Source organism: Acidovorax sp. SUPP2539 (assembly GCF_030158975.1).
Classification (GTDB): domain Bacteria; phylum Pseudomonadota; class Gammaproteobacteria; order Burkholderiales; family Burkholderiaceae_C; genus Paracidovorax.
This window is the reverse complement of record NZ_BQXJ01000001.1, coordinates 630140-650936: the sequence shown is the minus strand read 5'-3', so window position 1 is coordinate 650936 and position 20797 is coordinate 630140. Positions and strand designations below refer to the sequence as shown.

The window sequence follows — 20797 nt, the reverse complement described above, 5'->3', positions numbered from 1 at the left end:
ATCTTACGAATAGAGCGGCGAGGCGGTTGTCGGACTGGGCTCGGCTTCGGCGTCCAGAAACTGGATTTCCTCGATCAACCGGGTTTCAACGAATTCGGCCAGCCGCCGCACCGTGGGCGTGCGCAGCAAGGCCGCAGGATGGATTTCGACGCCATAGGCCTGGCGCACGCGCGCCAGCAGTTGGATGGCCATGAGGGAGTCGCCGCCGAGCTCGAACAGGTTGTCCTCGGCGCCCACAGGAGCCACGCCAAGGAACCCGCTCCAGAGCGCGGCCAGCCCGGTCTCCAACTCGCCCTCGGGTGCTACGAAGTCGGCCAAACCACCGGGCCGCGCCTGGACGCATGGCGACTCGGCCGCCCCTGCCGAGGCCACAGGCAGTGCCTCAGCCAGCAACGCGGCGAGGTCGGTATGGCGGCGCGCTTCGAGGTCTGTAGTGGATACGCAGACATGGGACCGCACCGGGCTGGCCAGGATGTGCTCGAACAGGCGCACGCCCTGCTGCGGCCCGATGCCTACGCCCTCGGGCATGGACGTCTCCGCAGCCATGCCCACACCGCGCCACCCGTCCCAGCCCACAGAAATCAGCGGCCAGCTGGCCCCGCGGCCATGCGCGACGGCCAGGGCATCCAAACAGGCATTCGCAGCCGCGTAGTCGATGCGGCCCAGGCCACCCGCCACGGCGGCCAGCGAAGAGCACAGCAGCATGAAGTCCAGCGGCTGCCCGTCAAGGGCCGCCAGCAAGGCCCGCGTTCCCTGGAGCTTGGGTGCGAGCACCTGCATCACGGCGGGTGCCAGCTTGTCTGCAAGCATGCCTTCGCCAGCCAGACCGGCCGCGTGAATGACGCCATGGATTTCGCCGAACGCGCACTGCACCTGAGCGAACGCGGCGCGCAATTGGGATTCTTCGCCCACATCGGCTTCCACCAGGCAAAGCTCCGCGCTCAGGCCTTCGATGTCCAGCAATTGCTGCAGCCGGGCGCGCAGCGCGGGTGCCGTCTGCGCATCCTGCACCAGCGCCTGCCACTGGCTACGCGCAGGCAGCGGCGAGCGGCCCAGCAACACCAGCCTGGCCTGCCAGTGCTCCGCCAGGTGCCGGGCCAACGCAAGCCCCATGCCGCCCAGGCCACCAGTGATCACATAGCAGCCGCCACGGCGCAGGCGTGGCGCGGGCGTGGAGGAGGTCTGCATCGCGATTCGCTCGTAGCGCTTGGCCCAGCGGTGTGGGCCGCGCAAGGCCACGCAGGCCTGTGCGGGCTCGTTGAACTCCGCGAGAATGCGATGCGCCAGCGCAGTGGCTTCATCAGCCGCACACTCCTGCGCAGGCAACACATCCACGATGCGGCAGGCCATGCCCGGCAGTTCCTGCGGAATCACGAGGCAGGGGCCATGAAGCATGGCCTTGGCAGGCTGCAAGGCCTCGGTGCCTGTCACGTCCTCCAACCCGTCCGTGACCAGCAGCATCTGCAGCCCATCGGCTGCATGCACCGCAGGAAGGGAGTCCAACGCCTGGGCCAGGGCCAGCGGGGCCAGCAGGCAGCGCTCGGCAGCCTGTGCGTCATCGAACGGGCCCAGGCTCCAAAGGTGGCAGATGCGTGCCACGGGGCCGACCTCGGCCGCAATCTGCTCCAGCGCGCTCATCCAGTCGCCACGCTCGGCCATGCGCAGCGCATGGTGCCCAGCGCCCAGACGCTCGTGGCGCAGGCCGGGCTCGATGCGCACCAGCGGGGCGGACTGGGTGACGGACCAGACTTGCGCCAAGGACTCAGCCAGCGCCGATCCGGACTCGGCCAGCAGCAGCAAGCAGCCACCAGCCTGTACGACCGCGGCTTGGAAGTTAGGCAAGGCGCGTTGCCAGACCGGGGCATACAGCCAGTCGAGGGGATCGCGTCGGGACTCCGCCATGGAAGACATCGGGGACACCGTTGTCTCCTGGCCTCGTCCTGCGGCGGCAACCCAGTGCGATTCACGCTCGAACGGATAGCCAGGCAAAGGCACGCGACGCGCACCCTGCGCGCTGCGCAGGAGTGGCGCCTGGGCCGCTTCCAGGCCCGCTGTCCAGAGCTGGGCCAGGCAGCGCGCTGGCTGGTCGGACTGGAGTTCCTCGCGATTGACTCCGGCCTGCGAGCCCAGCACGGGACGTGCGTCGGCCTGGGGATGGCGCCGGGCCAGGCTGGTGAGACTTTGGCCGGGGCCGACTTCCAGCAGGATGCGGTCGCTTTTTTCCAGCAGCGTGTCCAGCCCCTGGGCGAAGCGCACCGTGCCACGCAGGTGTCGCAACCAATAGCGCGGGTCCTGGGCCTCTTCATCACCGATCCAGCGGCCGCTGAGATTGGAGACGAAGGGAATGGCGGGCCGGCTGAACGCAACCCGGGCCAGCTTCTGAGCGAAGGCGTCAAGCGCGGGATCGAGCAGCGAAGAATGGAAGGCGTGTGACACCTGCAACCTGCGCAGCAGCACGCCTGTGCCTGCCAGTGCCTGCTCGGCTGCCGCAATGGCTTCGGGCCGACCCGAGAGCACGCACAGATCGGCCGCATTGACGGCGGCGAGATCGCAGCCTCGACCCAGCCAGTCCTGCAAGGCAGACTCGGGCAGGCCGACCGCCAGCATGGCGCCAGGCGGCGTGGACTGCAGGATGCGGCCGCGCGCAACGACCAGATCCAGCGCATCGCCGAGCGTGAAAACCCCCGCAATGCAGGCCGCCACGTATTCGCCAATGCTGTGACCCAGCATGGCCTCGGGCTGCAGGCCCCAGGACATCCACAACCGCGCCATGGCGTATTCGACGATGAACAGCGCGGGCTGCGTGGCTTCGGTCCGGGCCAGCGCCCGCGCTGCCTGCTCGTCGGACGCATGCGCCAGCAGCCAGGGCCGCAGGTCCATGCCGGTCTGTCCCATCACCGTGTCACAGCACCGGTCCACGATGTCACGGAACACGGGCTCCTGCGCGTGCAGGCAGCGCGCCATGCCCGCATGCTGTGCACCCTGGCCCGGGAACAGAAAAGCCACGCCGGGCTGCGGCGAAAGCACGCTGCCCTTGAAATGCACCGGGGCCGCCGGACGGCCCAGTACCTCGATGGCCTGGGGCACGTCCTGAGCCAGCACGGCCAGTCGATACGCATGGCGCTTGCGGCCCACACGCAGCGTGTGCGCCACATCGGCCAGGGCCAACCCCGGGTGCTGCTCCAGATGCCGGGCCAGTTGACTGACCGAAGCCTGCAACGCCTGGGGTGTTCGAGCCGATAGCAGCAGCAATTGAGGGGCCTGTTCGATTGCCCCAGGTGGAGAGGCTTGCAGCGTTGCGGGGGCCTCCTCCAGCACCACATGCGCATTGGTACCGCCCATGCCGAAGGAGCTCACGCCTGCACGCCGGGGCAACGGGCCGGCAGGCCAATCCTGCGCCTTGGTCTGGACGCGGAAAGGGCTGGTGGCGAAGTCCACGCGCGGATTGGGTGTAGCGAAGTTCAGACTGGGTGGCAGCGTGCGGTGGCGCAGCGCCATCACGGCCTTGATCAGGCCGGTCACGCCGGCCGCTGCGTCCAGATGGCCGACATTGGTCTTGACCGACCCCAGGGCACAGTGGCCAGGCGCGCGCCCTGTCTCGCCAAAGGCTTGGGTCAGGGCTGCGATCTCGATGGGATCGCCCAGCGTCGTGCCCGTGCCATGGGCCTCGATGTAGCCCACGGAAGCCGCATCGACCCCGGCCATGGCCTGGGCTGCGCGTATGGCCTCGGCCTGGCCGTCCACGCTGGGCGCGTTGTAGCCGATCTTGCGTGCGCCGTCGTTGTTCACGGCACTGCCACGGATCACGGCATGGACGGTATCTCCGTCGCGCAGCGCGTCGTCCAGCCGCTTGAGCACGACCACGCCCGAACCGCTGCCCAGCATGGTGCCATCGGCGCGCACGTCGAAGGCACGGCAATGGCCGTCCGAGGAAAGGATGGCGCCCGCCTGGTGCAGGTAGCCCGCGCCTTGCAGCAAGTTGAGCCAGACACCGCCGGCCAGGGCCATGTCGCACTCGAAGCCCAGCAGCGACTGGCAGGCCATGTGCACGGCCACCAGCGAGGTAGAGCAGGCCGTCTGCACCGTCACTGCCGGGCCGCGAAGGTTGAGCTTGTAGGCCACGCGCGTGCACAGCGCATCGGCCGCATTGCCGTTGAGCAAGGCGATCAGTTCGGCAATGCCGCCGCTCCACTGTGCACGCCCCAGCAGATGTCGCATGAGGTAGAGATTGGCGCCCGCACCCGCGAACACGCCGGCCGCCACATCCAGCCGCTCGGCGTCGTAGCCCGCGTTCTCCAGTGCTTGCCAGGCGCTTTCGAGGAAGATTCGCTGCTGGGGATCGATCTGGCCAGCCTCGCGCGGCGTGTAGCCAAAGAAGCCGGCATCGAACCAGTCCATGCCCTCGAAAACCACACCGGCCTTCACGCAGGCCGGGTCGTCCAGCAAGGCCTGGTCCGCGCCATGGGCCCGCAACGCTTCATCGCTGAAAACGGTCACGGATTCGCGGCCTTCGCGGATATTGCGCCAGAGCGCGTCCACACCGTCCGCACCCGGAAACCGCCCGCCCATGCCGATGATGGCGACTTCCACGCCACTGTAGCCCGCATCCTGAGCACGCATCAATTCACCTCCTCGGTCAGGCCGCGGCGGCCCAGCAACGCCGCGCGACGGCGCTGGGCGCGTTCGTCGGCCTGCAGGTCCTGCGCAGCGCCAGACACAGATCCGACACCGGCGCCACGTTGCGCTTCGATGCGACGCGCCAGCGTGGCCACGGTTGGGTACTGGAACATGTCGATCACCGAGAGACCGCTACCCAACGCATCCTCGATCAGCCGGTGCGCGCGGATCAGCAGCAGCGAATGCCCGCCCAGGTCGAAGAAGCTTTCGTTGGCGCCTACGCGTTCGAGTTGCAACAGCTCGCGCCAGATGGCTGCAATGGTTTTGGCCACGCCACCTTCGGGCGCCTCGAACGGCCGCGTGCCGTCGCCATGTGCAAACGTGGGCACCGGCAGCGCCTTGCGGTCCACCTTGCCGTTGCTGTTGAGCGGCAACGTGTCCAGACGCACGAAGAGGGCCGGCACCATGTAGTCGGGCAGGCTGCGTACCAGCTGCGCCTTGAGCGTGCCCGGGTCCTGCAGCGCAGCGCCCTCGCCGGTCAGATAAGCCACAAGCCGACTGCCACCTTCGGTCGGCGCCGCGACCACCACCGCCTCGCGCAGACCTTCGACGGCCAGCAGGGCGGCCTCGATCTCGCCCAGCTCGACACGGAAGCCGCGGATCTTGACCTGGTGGTCCAGGCGGCCCAGGTACTCGATCTCGCCCTGCTCGTTCCAGCGCACCAGGTCGCCCGTGCGGTAGGCGCGCTCGCCGGCCTCGGCCGAGGGGCTGGCCACGAAGCGCTCGGCCGTGAGCGCGGGCCGGCCCCAGTAGCCCCGCGCCAGCGCCAGACCGCCCAGCAGCAACTCGCCGGCCACGCCACGCGGCACGGGGTGGAAGCCGGCGTCGACAACGTGCACCTGCACATGGTCCAGCGGCCGCCCGATGGGCACTGCCTGAGGGCCGGGCTTGCTGCAATCGTGGTAGGTGACTTCGATGGCGGCTTCAGTGGGCCCGTAGAGGTTGAGCAGGCGGGCGCCGGGCAGCATGGCCAGCGCACGGTCACGCAGTTCGGCCGGCAGCGCCTCTCCGCTGCAGACGATGTGCCGCAGCCCCGAGCAGGCCTGGGCATGGCCGCTGGACAGAAAGGCCTGCAGCATGGAAGGCACGAAGTGAATGCAGCTGACGGCGTGGCATGCGACCAGGGCCGCAATGCGCGCAGGATCGCGGTGCTCCCCAGGCCCTGCCAGCGCCAGGCGAGCGCCCGTGGACAGCGGCCAGAAGAACTCCCAGAACGAGATGTCGAAGCTGAACGGCGTCTTCTGCAGTACGGTGTCCTGCGCATCCAGCGGGTGGTGTCGCTGGCCCCAGGCCAGGCGGTTGCACAGCGCACGGTGGCGGTTCCCCGCGCCCTTGGGCCGCCCCGTGGAGCCCGAGGTGTAGATGACATAGATCAGGTTCTCGCCCTGCATGGCGACCGCGGGGTCATGGGCTGGCTGAGTGGACAGGTCGAGAGCATCCACGGCCAGGCACAGCGGCTGCAGCTCACGCGGCAGCCGCACCATCAGGCCCGACTGGATCAACAGCACGCCGATACCGCTGTCCTCGGCCATATAGCGCAGGCGCTCGGCCGGGTGCTCGGGGTCCATGGGCACATAGGCACCACCGGCCTTCATGATGGCCAGCAGGCCGACGACCATCTCCAGCGAGCGCTCCATTGCGATGCCGACCTGGACTTCGGGGCGCACGCCGAGCGCAATCAGGTGGTGGGCCAATCGGTTGGCGCGCGCATTGAGTTCGCCATAGCTCCAGGCGCCGTCCCCGAAGACCAGGGCCGTTGCCTGTGGGTCGCGGCGCACCTGCTGCTCGAACTGAGCGTGTACCAGCTCGGGCACGGCATGGCCACCCTGTCCCGTTTGCCAGGAAACGAGCTGGGCACGTTCTGCATCCGATAGCAAATCCACCTCGCCCACGGCAACCTCCGGGCCAGAGGCCAAGGCCTCCAGCATGCGCACATAGTGCTGGCCCAGGCGCTCCATGGTGGCGGGAAGAAACAGCTCGGCCGCATAGTCCATGCAGATTCGCACGGCACCGCCCGCACGCTCGCGGACTTCCAGAGAGAGCTCGAACTGCGCGGCGCCTCCAGGCACTGCGACCGCCTCAGTCGCGCAGCCCGTCATGCGCTCGAAGCCGCGCAGATCCTCATGCACATGGTTGAACAGCAGCTGGAACAGCGGCGGGTGCGACAGACTGCGCTGAGGCTGCAGGTCTTCCACCAGTTGATCGAAAGGCAGGTCCTGGTGGGCCTGGGCCTCCAGCGTGGCGCGCCGGGCTGCGGCGAGCACCTGGGCCAGCGGGGTACGGCCGTCGATCTCGGCTTGCAGCACCAAGGTGTTGACGAAAAAGCCGATCAAGCCCTGTGTGCCCGCATGCTGGCGGCCCGCCACGGGCACGCCCAACCGCAGCACCGGCTGGCCCGTGTAGCGGTGCAGCACAGCCTGGAACCCTGCAAGCAGCACCATGAACAGGCTGGCGCCAGACTCCGCGGCGCGCATGCGCAGCGCATCCACCAGCGGTGCACGCAGCGCAAAGCCATGCTGGGCGGCCGAGTAGCTGGCCACTGCGGCGCGCGGCCGGTCGCTGGGCAGGGCCAGCACAGGATGATCGCTGCCCAGTTGCCGGCGCCAGTAGGCCAGTTGCCGCTCTCGCACCCCGCCATCCAGCCAGGCCGCATGCCAGGCCGCGTAGTCGGCGTACTGCAATGCAGGGGCCGCAGGCTCGGCGGCGGCCGCAGGATCTCCCAGATGGAGATACTGCTGCGCGAGTTCGTCCAGCAGGTTCTGCATGGACACGCCGTCGGACACGATGTGGTGCATGACTAGCACGAGGCGGTGGTCATGCGGCCCAAGCCGCATCAGCAGCGCGCGCAACAGCGGGCCAAGGCCCAGGTCGAAGGGCCTGGCACGCAGGCGGAGCGCCTCGTCGCCAGCGCGCTGTGGATCGGCGCCCAGGTCCAGCAGGTTGAATTCCAGGCCGCCCGCGTCAAGCACATGCTGTTCGGCAGAGCCATCGGCCGCAGGCCGGAACACGGTGCGCAAGGCGTCATGGCGCGCCACCAGGCGCTCCAGGGCCGCGTGCAGCCGTTGCGCATGCAGCAGGCCGCCCAACCGCAGTTCCACCGCCACGTGGTAAGCCGTGCCCGCAGGATCCAGATGCCAGAGAAACCACTGCCGCTGCTGGGCATGGGAGAGGGGCTGCGCCTTGCCGCGGTCGCGCGCCACGGGGCCTGGGCGTGGGCCTGACGTGGTGGTGCGATTGGCGTGGGCCGTCGCCTGATGCAGCTCACGCAATGCAGCCGCGCATTCGGAGAAGCGGGGCCGGTCAAAGAGCAGGCCGGGCGCGAAGTCCACACCCCAATGCGCCGATACGCATGCGGCCAGTTGCGCGGCCGAAAGGGAGTTGCCGCCCAGCAGGAAGAAATGGGGATCACCCTCAGGCAGCTCGGCGCAGCGCAGGGTCTCGCACCAGATCGCTGCCAGAGCAGTCTCGGTTTCGTCGCGCGGCGCGATGGAGGCCGTTCCGGAAGCGTCCGCATCGCCATTCGGATTGGTCGCGGAATCCACTGCCTCCACGAAGGCCCCGTGCTCCCAGACCGCATAGGCGTCCAGGCTGCGCTGCGCCCAACCCTTCTTGCAGGCCTGGCGTTGGAGCTTGCCGCTTGATGTTCTGGGCAGGGCGCCGGGTTCGAGCAGGACCACGACGGCCGGCGCCTCGCCAAAGGCCGTGGCCACGGCTACGGCCAGTGCATCGACCAGGGCCTGGCGTGGCACCAGTTTTTGCAAGCCGCGTGAAATCTCGGCCGCCACACCTATGCCCTCACCCGCAGGTCCATCAACCGAAAAGGCCGCCACGCGTCCCTTGCGCACGGCTTCCACCTCGGCCTCGACCACACGCTCTATGTCCTGCGGATAGAGGTTGTGGCCGCGCACGATGATCAGGTCCTTGATGCGACCTGCCACATGGACCTGGCCGCCGTGCACAAAGCCCAGGTCGCCCGTGCGCAGCCAGCGCTGGCCGGCATGTTCGACAAAGGCCTGTTGCGTCTCCTGCGGCTTGCCCCAGTAGCCCTGGCTGATGCTGGGGCCGCGCGCCCAGATTTCGCCCACGCGGCCGGATTCCAGAACCTTCAGGCTGTCGGGGTCGACAATTTCCACAGCATGGCCCGGAACGGCAGGGCCGCAGCCCACCAGCGAGGTCTGGGAAGCCCCGGGACCCTCGGCAGCGTTGCTGGCAGGCTCCGCCCGGCCCAGGCCCAGGGCGTCGGTATCGAAGGCCGTGACGGCAGCGCCCGCGCCCCGTGCGCCGCCAGTGATGAACAGGGTGGCTTCGGCCAGGCCGTAGCAGGCATAGGCCGCGTCGGGCCGCAGGCCGCACGGGGCAAAGCGCTGCGCAAAGGCCGAGACCGTGTCTGCGCGCACGGGCTCGGCGCCCGTGTAGGCCAGTCGCCAGCTCGACAGGTCCAGTTGCGCCAGCTGCGATGGCTTGATGCGCTCCAGGCACATCCGGTAGGCGAAGTCGGGGCCGCCGCTGATGGTGGCGCGGTGGCGCGAGATCAGCTCCAGCCAGCGCACCGGGCTCTCAAGAAAGAGGCGCGGCGAAGTCAGCACCAGCGGCAGTCCGCTGTACAGGGGCTGCAGCAGGCCGCCGATCAAGCCCATGTCGTGGTAGAGCGGCGCCCATGAGACAAAGCGATCGCCCGCGCCTATTTCCATGCGCTGCTGTATGGCAGCCTCGTTGGCGATCAGGTTGCCGTGGCTGACCATCACGCCCTTGGGCGCCGAGGTCGAGCCCGAGGTGTATTGCAGGAAGGCGATGTCGGCGCCGGTGGGTGCATGGGGGACCCATGCGAGGGCATCGGCGGGGTCGATGCGATCGGCGGCCATGGCAGCGATGCCGGCAAAGCGCGCATCGGCCCCGGGCAGGGCTTCAATCACTTCGGCCGTGCTGATCACGCAGGCGGCGCCAGCATCGCCGACGATGCCCAGGAGCCGTTCCAGGTGCTGCGCGCGCAACGATTCCAGCGGTGGGACCGGCACGGCAATGACGCCGGCGTAGAAGCAGGCGAGCATGCTGGCGGCATAGTGCTCGTCGTTGTCCATCATCACCAAGGCACGCGCGCCCGCAGGACAACGGTGCTGCAAATGGGCGGCCAGCGCTCGCACGCGGCGCTCGAAGTCGCCATAGCTGTAGTGGCGCTCGACCAGGTGGCCGTCCTGCATGGCGGCCACGGTGAGCCAGATGTCATCGGGCCGCTGTTGCGCCAGCCCCCTCAGATGCTCGACCAGGCTGGCCGGCGCCTGCCCCTCTGCTGCGATTGCACTTTGTCCACTCAGCATGTCAGCTGCCTCCCGGGTTCTCAGAAACGATCCAGATTGCTGCGCGGCTCGGCCATGGCGACGATGACCTTGCGCGGTCCCTTGAAGGGCGAACGCGCATGGGCCACGAGCATGTTGTCCAGCATCAGTACGTCGCCCTGCTCCCAGGGGAAGCTGACGGTCTCGGCGTCGAGTGCGGTGCGCACCTCGGCAAAGATGTCGTCGCTGATCGTCGATCCGTCGGCAAAGAAGGTGTTGCGCGGCAGGTTCTCGATGCCGTAGATTTCTTCCAGCACCTCGCGCTCTTCGGGCTCGCGCGCCGAGATGTGGAACAGGTGCGCCTGGTTGAACCACACCATCTCGCCCGTCACGGGATGGCTTTCCATGGCCTGGCAAAGCTGGCGCGTTCGCAGGCCGTCGTCTTCCTTCCACTCCCAGTCCATGCGCGCATGGCGGCAGAAAGCCTCGACCTCGGCGCGACTTTCGGTGTTGAAGACCTTCTGCCAGGGCACGTCCATTTCGCCGAAATTGCGCACATAGAGAATGCCGGGCTCGAACAAATCTCGGATATGCGCCGGAATGCGCCGGTAGACCGCGCGGCTGTCGGCAATCGGCGTCTCTCCGCCCTCGGGCGACGCGGTGACGCAGTGAAACCATATCTTCATGGGCCACTCGCGCGTATAGGCCTGCTCGTTGTGCAGGGGGATGTTCTGGTGGGCCGGGTACTCGGTGGAGGTGTAGACGCCCGCGCCGCTGGATGCCTCGACCGCGCTGCGTGGCGTGGAGGCAAATTCGTATTTCAGCAACGGATGGCCGAAGGCGGAAGCAAAGCGCTGGAAGGTCTCCACATCGGGCACGGAAAAACCGCGCAACAGCACGCCGCCCGTGGTCAGCAGCGCCTCGTCGATGTCGCGGCGCAGCGACTGCAGCGCGGCAAGCAGGTCCCGGCCTCGGTGGGCCGGCGTCATGAGCAGAGGAAGAAGAGATCCGGCGGGTGCCTTGCGCTCGAAGCGCTGAAGGGTTTCGTTCATATCGATTCCTTGGTACGCCACGCAAGAGCTGCCGCGTAGCCCGGCGGCGCTGGCAGCGCCATTGCTTGAAAACCATTCCACTCGGGGACTTCGCTGGCAATCGCCAGCCGCCCATCCGCTTGGGGACTGATGTCGATGGAGCACAGGTGCTCGGCCACACCGATGCCGATGGCCTTGAGCACGGCCTCCTTGCCCACCCAGCGCTGGTAAAAAGCCGAGAGCACGTCGGGGGCGCGGCGCACGCTGTCGCGCTCCTGAGCCGTGCACACGACGTCCAGCATCACATCCGCATCGAGATCGCTGCGCTGCTGCTCAATGTCCACACCCAGGTGCATGACGCCGCAGGGATCAGCCAGAGCAATCAATGCGTGGTCTCCCGAATGCGAGACGTTGAACACCGGTGCGCACTGCGGCGCCTCATCCACGAAAGGCTTGCCATGGGGCCCCATGGACAGCGGTACTTCGGAAGGACAGCAGCCCAGCCGCTGCCCCAACAGGCAACGCACAGCGTTGCGGGTTTGCGCGAAGCGCACCCGGTCGGCCCGCCGCACGTAGCGCCGGGCGCGGCTGCGCTCCTCGGGTGTCAGGTGCTGCAGTGCCTGTTGCGCGTCGGCCTGCAGATCGAGATCCAGGCGAAAGATCTCGATGCCCGCCGGCAGCGCATCAGGCATGGGCTCGAGATGCATGGCTTTCTCCTGCCACCGACCATGCCAAGCGTTGCTGCAGTGCGGACAGCACCCTGGCTTCATGCTGCTTGATGAAGAAATGGCCGCCATCAAACCAGTCGAGCGAGAAGCCCGTTGCCGTCTCGGCGGACCAGGCGTCCATGCGCTCGGCCGCGATGTCATCCTCACGCCCCGCAAAGACATGCAGCGGCATGGGCAGCGGTGGCTCGGCCGCATAGGCAAAGCTCTCGCAGACACGGTAATCGGCCCCGAGCACGTCCAGCGTGATGCGCATGAGCTCCGGACTGGCGAAGACGTCTTCGGGTGTGCCGCCCTGCTTGCGCAGATCGGCGATCAATGCCTCATCGTCGCCCTTGCGCGCAAAGCGCTCCGGATCGCGGCGTGAAGGCGCAGAACTGCCAGAAGCGACCACGGCCAGTGGCAGTTCGCACCCCGTGGCACGCAGATGGCGCGCCATGCCGAAGGCCAAGAGCGCGCCCATGCTGTGCCCGAACAGGACGAAGCGTCCTTGCATGGCACTGCGCTGCTCGCGGCAAACCAACGCCACCATCTGTGCGAAGTCCTCGACGGCCGGCTCGCCCAAACGACCTCCGCGCCCAGGCAACTCCACGGGAACCAGATGCATCCACTGCGGAAGTTGCCGGCGCCAGCGCAAATACATCGTGGCACTGGCGCCGGCGCAGGGCAGGCACAGCAGGTTCAGGGGGGCAGCCATGCCGGTCAACCGGCAGCAGAATCAGACGTCTCCAGCCGGAGGGAGCCGGCATCCGAGCGAGCACGCTCCTGCTCTTGCATCCATACCCGCAAGGACTTGGGACGCATGTCAGTCCAGGTCCGGTCTACATACTCAAGCACCGTCTTTTTGTCGCCCTTGACACCCTCCACCGCGGTCCAGCCGCCCGGGACGGCTTTCCAATGGGGCCAGATGGAATATTGCTCTTCATGGTTGACCAGCACGATGAAGGTTTCGTCTTCGCGGTCGAAGCAGCTTGTAGACATGAGATCGTCCTTATGCAGTTAAACAGTGATGGAGTCGGCAAGGCCAACGCTTGTCTAACGAGACGATCGGAGATTGCTTTTGTTCATGCCGGGTCAGGCATCCAAGGCTGGCCGGCCCGGGCGCGCTGGAAATGACCCCGCTGCCGGTCGGGCCGTGCGGGCACCATGGCGCATCCGCCCTCCTCGATCACACCGGGGTGAGGGCTTCTGCGGAGCCTCCCCTGCGACCCGCCTGTTTCTCGTTGGGGAATGGGCATTGACCACCGCGACCCGCAAGACCCCATCTGCCCGGCCACCGATGCGGCGAAGGACGGTTTCGGCGTGCAGGCGGTGAGCGACGCATCAGGTTCCCCCGGGCCACCTGTCCGAAGCGCTCCCACGCCCGCTCATGAACGACGCGGGCGTGTTCACGCGTGGCACTCAAACGGCAAGCGACTCCCGCAGGCGATCCCCCGCGTAGGCCTGCGCCAGCCGCGCCTTCTCCAGCACCGCGGCGGCACCGAAGAACTCGTGCGCCACGCCTTCGTATTCCCGGCGCTGCACCGGGGTGCCAGCCTTTTGCAGGGCGTCTTCCAGTTTCGCTCCGTCGCTGCGCAGCGGGTCCAGGCGGGCATTGATGATGGTCACGGGCGGCAATCCGCGCAGGTCGGCGTCGATGAGGGACAGGCGGGGGTCGGCCAGGTCGTCCTCCGTGCGCACCAGGTGGTCGACGAACCACTTCACCATCGCGCGGTTCAACGGCTTCGCGATGGCGTTTTCGAGGTAAGACTCGGTGTTGAGGCTGGTCTGCGCCACGGGGTACACGCTCAGCACGTGCCGGGGCAGCGGCAGGCCGGCGTCCCTCGCCGCAATGGCCGTGGCCACGGCCAGATTGCCGCCGGCGCTCTCTCCGGCCAGCGCCAGGCGGCGGGCGTCGCCCCCGATGCGGGAGGCAAATTGGGTGAGCCAGCGGTAGCTGGCCAGGGCGTCGTCCCAGGCGGCGGGGAACTTGTGCTCCGGTGCCTGGCGGTAGTCCACCGACACCACGATGGCGTGGGCCTGCTTGGCCAGGCCCCGGGCACCTCCGTCATAGACCTCCTTGTCGGCGATGACCCAGCCACCGCCGTGGAAGAACAGCACCACGGGCAATTCGGCGCCCTGGCCGGTGGCGTCTTCCGGTGTGTACACGGTGGCAGGCAGGGGGCCGCTGTCGGTGTCGATGGACAGCGGCGTGGCGCGCACGCCGGGCACCAGGGCGGTGGGGTCGGTGGCGCGGCCTTGCTGCATCAGCAGGTGCTTCACCGCATCCGCCACGGTGGGCTGGCTGCGGGCTTCCTGCACGCTGAGTTTCTCGATGGCCTTGGGGTGCAGGGCCTCGTGGGCCTTGGCCAGTTCGAGCTGGTCATCGTCCGCACGGATCGCGGCGATGGTATTGGACAGTGCGTTGACGATGGGATTGGGTTCGCCGTGCTTTTCGTCGCTCATGGGGCATTCCTTCGGAAACGGTGAATGGATGAGCGGTCACTCTATGGAGGGCCTGCGCCGCGCCGCGTCAGACGCCACGCCGGGGGAGCGTGCGCACAGCCGCGCATCCTTTCGCAATCAATGGACGCGCGTGCGGAAAGGCGCGCTGGCAACTGCGCTTTGCCGTGCAGCGCAGCGGTGTCAGGCCGCCGGTGGCTGAGCCGTCATTCCAAGGCGCGCTGCTTGAGCACGGCGCCACGGAACCGGGCCACCAGCGGCCGCTGCTCTTGCGCACGCCACACGAGGTGCACACGGACCCGCAAGTCCAGCCACGGCAATTCGCGGAACACGATTTCGGGGGACGCATTCGCCGCCCCCAGACTGGCTTGCACCACCGCCAGCCCCAGGCCCGCGCTGACGAGGTGCAGCGACGAGAGAGGGTCTGAGGTTTCGTAAACGATATCCGGCGTGAAGCCGGCGCGCTGGCAGGCGGCCAGCAACGCGGGACGAATGGTGTCCACCGGTTGGCGCACGACCGAAATCCACGGCCGCTGGTCGAGTTGCGCGGGCTGGATCGCCTTGGCCTTGCGCAGGGGATCGTCCTTGTGCATGGCGATCAACAAGGGCTCGTCCACCACCAGGGCACTGCGCAGGCCCGCGGCCTCGTCCGGCGCGCGGTAGGCAAAGCCCAGGTCCAGCGTGCGCTGCCGCAGCCGTTCGAATTGCACCGTGGTGCCGAGGCCTTGTAATGACAGCGCCACCGAAGGACTGGCCCGGCGCAGCCGCCGCAACGCCGGACCGAGCACATTGGCATGCAATGCGCCTTCGACATACCCGATGGCCAGGCGCCCCACTTCACCCGATCCGAGGCGGCGACCGAAGGCCTCCACCCGCAGGGCATTGGCCATCAGCGCCCGGGCCTCGCCGAGAAGATCGTGGCCTTCCTGCGTGAGATGCACCCGCTGCTTGCTGCGCTCGAAGAGCTGAACCCCCAGTTGGTCTTCCAGTTGCTTGATCTGCCGGCTCAGTGGCGACTGGGAGATGTGCAACCGCTCCGCAGCGCGAGCGATGTTTTCGGTTTCAGCCACCGCAATGAAATACCGAAGCTGGCGCAGGTCGAGCATGGTTGAGTCCTTTCAGGTCTTAACTCTCGCACATTCCGTCTTGGACATGGTGCGCCGATTTTCGGATGCTTCAGCCCTGACCCTCACGCTCCCGAGGGCGCGTTTCCATCCTTCACTTGCCTACGGAAAAACCACCATGCAGATCCTTCACATCGACTCCAGCATCCTGGCGGACGCCTCCGCATCGCGGGCCCTGACCCGTTCTATCGTGGCGGAACTCCAGCGAGAGCACCCAGGCGCCCACGTGGTCTATCGCGACCTCGTGGCCGATCCAATTGCTCACCTGGATGGCCCCATCGCCACAGGATTCCGCCCCCTCGGCGGCCCCTCGCCCAGCGCAGACGTGGCCGCCGAGCATGCGCGCTCCGAGGTGCTGGTCGCAGAGCTGCTGGCCAGCGAGGTCCTGGTGGTGGGCGCACCGATGTACAACTTTTCGGTGGCGAGCCAACTGAAGGCGTGGATCGACCGGGTGGTGCAACCCCTGCGGACCTTCCGCTACACCGACAAAGGCCCCGTGGGCCTGACCACGGGCAAGCGCGTGCTGGTGGCCTCCACACGCGGAGGCACGTATTCCGCCGGCCCGGCGACAGCGATGGACTTCCAGGAGGACTACCTGAAGGCCGTGCTGGGCTTCATGGGCATCACCGATGTGCGATTCGTTCGGGCCGAGAACCTGTCGCGGGGCTCGGATGCACGCAACGCGTCGATGGACGCCGCCCACGCGGCAGTGGCCCAGGCCGTGCGCCCCGCCGCGCCGCTCTGAAGCCACCCACACGTTTTGAAGCTCCCCTTCTCACACTCCCCAGGAAATTACATGCTCTACCTTGTCACTTTGACCTATGTGCGACCCATCGAAGAGGTCAACGTCCATCTCGATGGGCACCGCGACTGGCTGGTCTCGCACATGCGCGAGGGCCGGATCCTGGTGGCCGGCCCCCTGGAAGACCGCACTGGCGGCTTCGTGCTGGCACGCTGCGCCAGCCGCGAGGAGCTGGACGGTCTGCTGGCGGCAGACCCGTTCGTTGTGCACCGGCTGGTCGATCACAGCGCGCAGGGCTTCACGGCGGCGTTGCGTGCGCAAGCGTGTCCCGCGGAATGGGCACCCGGCGCGAAATCCATTCCCTGACCCTGGACCTCCTGCCGCTTGAAAGGAGCATTTCCATGTTCGAGACCCTCCGCGCCTGGCGCTGGCATGCCTGGGCCCTGGCCTTTACTGCAAGTTTTGCGGCACCGTTTTCCGTTGCAGACCAAGTCCCATCCGCTGTACGCCACATCGTGCTGGTGCACGGTGCGTTTGCCGACGGGTCCAGCTGGTCGCCGGTGATCGACATCCTGCTGCGCCAGGGCTACCACGTGACGGCAGTGCAGAACCCGTTGACCTCGTTGGCGGACGATGCTGCCGCCACGCGGCGTGTGCTGGAGCGACAGAACGAGGACGTGATTCTGGTCGGCCATTCGTGGGGCGGGGTGGTGGTGACCGAGGTGGGCCAGGCGGCCCATGTGAAAGGTCTGGTGTACCTGTCCGCCCTGGTGCCCGACATCGGCGAATCCGCTGCCGGCATGCTGAGCCGCCTGGGTGCGCCCATACAGGGCATGGCACCGGACAAGGATGGGCTGGTCTGGCTCGACGACCCCGTGGCCTACCGGCGCATGATGGCCGGCGATGTTTCCGAGCCGCAGGCGCGGCGGCTTGCTGCCACGCAACAGCCGATCGCGGTGCGCGCGTTTTCCGACAAGGTCACGGCGGCTCCCTGGCGAACCCGGCCCAGCTGGTATCTGGTGACAGAAAACGACAAGGCACTGCCGCCCGGGGTGCAACACGCACTGGCGCAGCACATCGGCGCCACGACCGTCACCTTGAAATCCAGCCACCTGTCATGGATGAGCCAACCACACGCGGTGGCCTCGCTCATCGAACAGGCAGCCCAGGCCGCGGAGCGATCCCTCAGGACGGCGCCCTGAAGTCCCTGTCTGCGGACTCTTCGGGGGGGATGGTTCGGCAGGGAGCCGGACGGCCTGCGTAGGCCGTCCGGCCGGGATCCAGGCTGCGGCGTTGCTCGGCCAGGGCCGTGCGCGCGAGATGCAGGCGCTCGGCCGCCTGGTGCAGGGATTGCCGCAGCGCCACCGCGGCCGATCGAAGCCGGCGCGCACGCTGGATGGGGTCTTCGTCATCTTGCGTGGACATGCCGATGCCCTGGCAAACGGTGTTCCCGCGGGTGGCGGGGCGCGGCCGCAAAAAGTCCGCGGGACCTGAACGGCCTTCGCTTGCACGCCGATCGGTTCGGCCCTCGCCAGGCAACGCGGCCAGCCAGGCGGCACCATCCCCTTCAGCCACGACACGAAGCCGGCCGTCCGGTTGCAGTCGCCCCCTCTTTTTGCATGGGATACGGTAAATGACATCGATATTCAGCTTCAACAAGCTGCGGACCGCCATGGGTTCAGCAGGCGCTTCGGCCGAACCGGCACCTTCCGCCACACCCGGCACGCCGAGCGGCAAAAGCAAGTCCTCGAGCGGTTTCAACGGGCTACAGGGCCGCGAGAACCCGGCGCAGAGCGGTGGCATGGCCCCACGCGGCCGCTCGCCGATGATGCAGGCGTTTTCCAACGCAGCGATGCACGCCCACGGGGCCGTGCACCAGGCATCGCAGGGCATGCAGAACGACGTGCAGAAGCTCAAGAACGGCTATTCGGCATTCCGCGCCGAGTCCCATGCCGCGTCTCGTCCGGGCTTCAGCTATCCGCAACTGGCGGGGGAACATCGCCTGGCACAGGCCGACCATCGGCAACGCGCGCAGGCAGCCTATTCCCAGGCGGCAGGCCATGCCCGTGCGTTTTTCGGGGAAACGGCCCATGGCATGTCGCAAGGAGCGCGCCAGGCGGCGTCCTCCCTGGCATCGACGATGGAACGGTTCGATCCGCGCCGGCTGGCCCATCAGGCCAAGCGGTATGGCAACGCAGCCCTGCACCAGGCGACCCAGGTGGCCATGGTGGGCGTGGGCGGCGCGCTGCTCGCAGGCGCGGCCGTGGCCCATGGCGTGAATGCGGCGCGGCACAAGGTGGGACAGGTCGCGCACTCCGCCGCCCAGAGGGTGGACCACGCGGTCCAGTCGGCGGCGTACCGCGTGGACCACGCCGTGCAATCCGCGGCCCACCGGGTGGACCACGCCATGTACCGGGCGGATCAGGCCATCCAGTCGGCCGTGAACCGTGCGGAATACGCGGTCCACTCCGGCCTGCACCGCATGGACAACGCGCTGCACCGGGCGGAACACAAGATCCAGAACATGGGGCATCGCATCGACCAAGCGGTGCAGTCGGCCGTCTATCGGGCCGAGCACAGGGTGCAAACCGCGCTCAACCAGGCGGCCTATCCGTTCCATGCGGCGGCGCACACCTACCAGTCACTCGCGCATGCGGCATCGGTGTTCAAGCACGACATGGCGCATTTCGACCCTTACCGCATGTCAAACCAATACCAGCGATACCAGTCCAGCTGGTGATGCCGGTCGATTGCTCACAACGAACCTGATCGCCGCCTCGGCCACCTCATCTCGCAAGACCTGCCATGACCACCGAATACCTCGCTGAAACCCCTGTGACCTCTGACGCATCGCCCCTTGAAACCGCTGGCGACACACCACCGCCCCCGTTCGACGAACGGGCCCTGTTGGCGCACTATGTGCTGCGCGATTTCGAGCAAGCCGTGGCCAACGTGGAACAGCAGCTGTATGAATCCGAGCCCGCTCCCGATGCGTCGTCGGAGTCTCCTCCCACGCAGGAGGCCCTGGAAGCCTTGGCCGAGGAGCGCAGGGCGCTGGCGCGCGACATCGTGGTCGGCGCATGGCTCAACCGCAACAACCCGGATTGGGACCCGGCGCGGCCGGAAACCCATCGGCCCGATCCGAACGATCCGCTGCTGGCGATTCTTCAATCCGTGCAGGAGCCCGCACCCGCGGACTGAAGGCATGGCAGCGTGAAGCCACGCTGCCCGACAGTCGCCGTGCTGCGGATGAACCGCCATTCAAGCGGCGCACGGCCGGGGGGCCGCCATGGCCCTCAGCGCGCAGTGGGCGGCTCGGCCTTTTTTCGCAACGCCGCCGCACTGTCGATCTCCCGCAGCAGCCGCACACCCACCAGCGTGTAGCGCGTGTCCGGGCTGTTCCAGTTGCGGTACGAACAGCGCGCATACAGCGGCCAGGTGTGCCAGGAGCCGCCGCGGCGCACGCGCACGTCGCCCTGCGCAGGGCCCTGCGGATCGTCGCGCGCCGACTCGGCATAGGCAGTGTCGCCGTGCCAGTCTGAAACCCATTCCCACGCATTGCCCACCATGTCGTGCAGGCCGAAGGCGTTGGCGGGGTAGCTGGCCACCGGCGCGGTGAAGGCATGGCCGTCGTGGCCTTGGAGCGCCTGGGCCTGCCAGCGGGGCCAGTAGGGCACGGCGTCCTGGTCGAACGTGTTGGCGTGGCGCACCAGGCCTTCAGGATCGTCGCCGTGCGGATAGCGGGTGCGCGTGCCGGCGCGGCAGGCGTATTCCCACTCGGCTTCGGTCGGCAGGCGGTAGCGGTGGCCTTCGGTGCTGCTGAGCCATGCCGCCAGCGCGTGCGCGTCGTGCCAGGTGATGTTGACCACGGGATGGTCATCGCCCTGCGCAAAGCCCGGGTTGCGCCAGGAGTAGCGCCGGTCGCGCCCCTCGAAGGCGTCGCCGCGCACGGTGCTGGCCGGGTCGTAGCCGGGGTTGTAGCCATAGCCGCCCGTGCCGTCGGCCTCGGATTCGGCGCGGTAGCCCGATGCCTCGATGAAGCGGCGGAACTGGCCCACGGTCACCTCGGTCTGGCCCAGGTAGAACGCGCGGCGGATGCGCACGGTGTGCACGGGCGCCTCGTCCGCCAGCAGGGTGAAGCGCTGACGCTCCATGAGCGGGTAGGACGCTGCCAGCGCCTCGGGGGATTCGTCGCTGCCCATGCGAAAGCGGCCAGCCGGAATGCGCACGAAGGGCATGCCGATCGAATTGGTCCAGACCGTGGCGGCGGGCGGTTGCGCACGCGCGAACGTCGGAACCGCCAGCCCCAGCACCGCCGACAGGGAAGACAGAACACGGAGCGTGGAAGGGCGCATGGCGATTCCCTGAAGGGTCCCGGAGACCGGAGGGGATCAGTGTATGCGGGCGGGGGTGGCCTGCGAAGGGTTTAAACCAAATCGGCCTCCGCCGCATATATCACTAGGGCATGTTGCTACAAAATCAGGAGCAAACCTCCATCGATTCGCCGGACCCGCCGCCCCTCCACCCCACCCCGCCCCGCCTGGGGCACGCCACACCACCTGCCTGTCTGGCCACCACGCGGCGGCCCCGGTGGACGTCGCGGCTGCCGCGGGAGATGACGCTCAGCAGGTGCCCGTCCATCCGTCGGGCATCAGCACCGGGGCCCCTCCACGGCGAGACAGGCACCAGTGCCGGCCGCCTGCGCTGCCCGTCCATTCCCTTCCCATGGGGCACCGGCCCGTTCATGCCCTGAAGGCAGCGACCGGCGGGCGGATACGGCCGG

15 protein-coding genes are annotated in these 20797 nt (G+C 67.9%); 5 read left to right on the top strand and 10 right to left on the bottom strand.

Going from position 1 to position 20797, the window contains the following annotated elements; genetic code table 11:
• Window positions 1-3 precede the first annotated feature (3 nt).
• The 8 genes from AVTE2539_RS03005 to AVTE2539_RS02970 form a co-directional block, all read right to left on the bottom strand.
• The gene (locus AVTE2539_RS03005; RefSeq protein WP_284408305.1) at window positions 4-4620 is read right to left on the bottom strand and encodes a type I polyketide synthase; all 4617 of its coding nucleotides are present in this window, start codon (window positions 4618-4620) and stop codon (window positions 4-6) included.
• Entirely contained in the window at window positions 4620-9992 is a 5373-nt protein-coding gene (locus AVTE2539_RS03000; protein WP_284408304.1) for a non-ribosomal peptide synthetase, read from the bottom strand. Before AVTE2539_RS03000 ends, AVTE2539_RS03005 begins: the two co-directional genes overlap by 1 nt.
• 20 nt (window positions 9993-10012) lie before the next feature.
• A complete protein-coding gene (locus AVTE2539_RS02995) occupies window positions 10013-11002 on the bottom strand; it encodes a TauD/TfdA family dioxygenase (protein WP_284408303.1) in 990 nt (329 codons plus the stop codon).
• The gene (locus AVTE2539_RS02990; RefSeq protein ID WP_284408302.1) at window positions 10999-11688 is read right to left on the bottom strand and encodes a 4'-phosphopantetheinyl transferase family protein; all 690 of its coding nucleotides are present in this window, start codon (window positions 11686-11688) and stop codon (window positions 10999-11001) included. The genes AVTE2539_RS02995 and AVTE2539_RS02990 overlap by 4 nt, the downstream gene beginning before the upstream one ends.
• Complete coding sequence (locus AVTE2539_RS02985) at window positions 11666-12403, bottom strand: thioesterase II family protein (RefSeq protein WP_284408301.1); 738 nt, start codon at window positions 12401-12403, stop codon at window positions 11666-11668. The genes AVTE2539_RS02990 and AVTE2539_RS02985 overlap by 23 nt, the downstream gene beginning before the upstream one ends.
• A gap of 5 nt (window positions 12404-12408) precedes the next feature.
• The gene (locus tag AVTE2539_RS02980; RefSeq protein WP_272564786.1) at window positions 12409-12687 is read right to left on the bottom strand and encodes an MbtH family protein; all 279 of its coding nucleotides are present in this window, start codon (window positions 12685-12687) and stop codon (window positions 12409-12411) included.
• A gap of 420 nt (window positions 12688-13107) precedes the next feature.
• Window positions 13108-14151 (bottom strand): alpha/beta hydrolase, encoded by a 1044-nt coding sequence (locus tag AVTE2539_RS02975; protein WP_284408300.1) that lies wholly within the window; start codon window positions 14149-14151, stop codon window positions 13108-13110.
• Window positions 14152-14354: 203 nt separating this feature from the next.
• Window positions 14355-15254, bottom strand: a complete 900-nt coding sequence (locus tag AVTE2539_RS02970; protein ID WP_284408299.1) for a LysR substrate-binding domain-containing protein — start codon at window positions 15252-15254, stop codon at window positions 14355-14357.
• A 136-nt stretch (window positions 15255-15390) separates the two neighbouring features.
• On the opposite strand from AVTE2539_RS02970, the gene AVTE2539_RS02965 reads away from it, so the two are divergent.
• Genes AVTE2539_RS02965 through AVTE2539_RS02955 form a run of 3 tightly spaced genes read left to right on the top strand, consistent with a single transcriptional unit; the run spans window position 15391 to window position 17216 of the window.
• Entirely contained in the window at window positions 15391-16017 is a 627-nt protein-coding gene (locus tag AVTE2539_RS02965; protein ID WP_284408298.1) for an FMN-dependent NADH-azoreductase, read from the top strand.
• 51 nt (window positions 16018-16068) lie between these two features.
• On the top strand, window positions 16069-16380 hold the full coding sequence (locus AVTE2539_RS02960; protein ID WP_284408297.1) for a YciI family protein: 312 nt from the start codon (window positions 16069-16071) through the stop codon (window positions 16378-16380).
• 35 nt (window positions 16381-16415) lie between these two features.
• Complete coding sequence (locus AVTE2539_RS02955; RefSeq protein ID WP_284408296.1) at window positions 16416-17216, top strand: alpha/beta fold hydrolase; 801 nt, start codon at window positions 16416-16418, stop codon at window positions 17214-17216.
• Here the strand turns inward: AVTE2539_RS02955 and AVTE2539_RS02950 are convergent.
• A complete protein-coding gene (locus AVTE2539_RS02950) occupies window positions 17200-17439 on the bottom strand; it encodes a hypothetical protein (RefSeq protein ID WP_284408295.1) in 240 nt (79 codons plus the stop codon). The two genes, AVTE2539_RS02955 and AVTE2539_RS02950, sit on opposite strands and share 17 nt — an antisense overlap.
• 208 nt (window positions 17440-17647) lie before the next feature.
• On the opposite strand from AVTE2539_RS02950, the gene AVTE2539_RS02945 reads away from it, so the two are divergent.
• Entirely contained in the window at window positions 17648-18754 is a 1107-nt protein-coding gene (locus AVTE2539_RS02945) for a hypothetical protein (protein WP_284408294.1), read from the top strand.
• A 65-nt stretch (window positions 18755-18819) separates the two neighbouring features.
• A complete protein-coding gene (locus AVTE2539_RS02940; protein ID WP_284408293.1) occupies window positions 18820-19215 on the top strand; it encodes a hypothetical protein in 396 nt (131 codons plus the stop codon).
• Window positions 19216-19310: 95 nt separating this feature from the next.
• On the opposite strand, the gene AVTE2539_RS02935 is transcribed toward AVTE2539_RS02940, so the two are convergent.
• Window positions 19311-20369: a formylglycine-generating enzyme family protein gene (locus tag AVTE2539_RS02935; RefSeq protein ID WP_284408292.1), complete on the bottom strand. Its 1059-nt coding sequence runs from the start codon at window positions 20367-20369 to the stop codon at window positions 19311-19313.
• Window positions 20370-20797 lie beyond the last annotated feature (428 nt).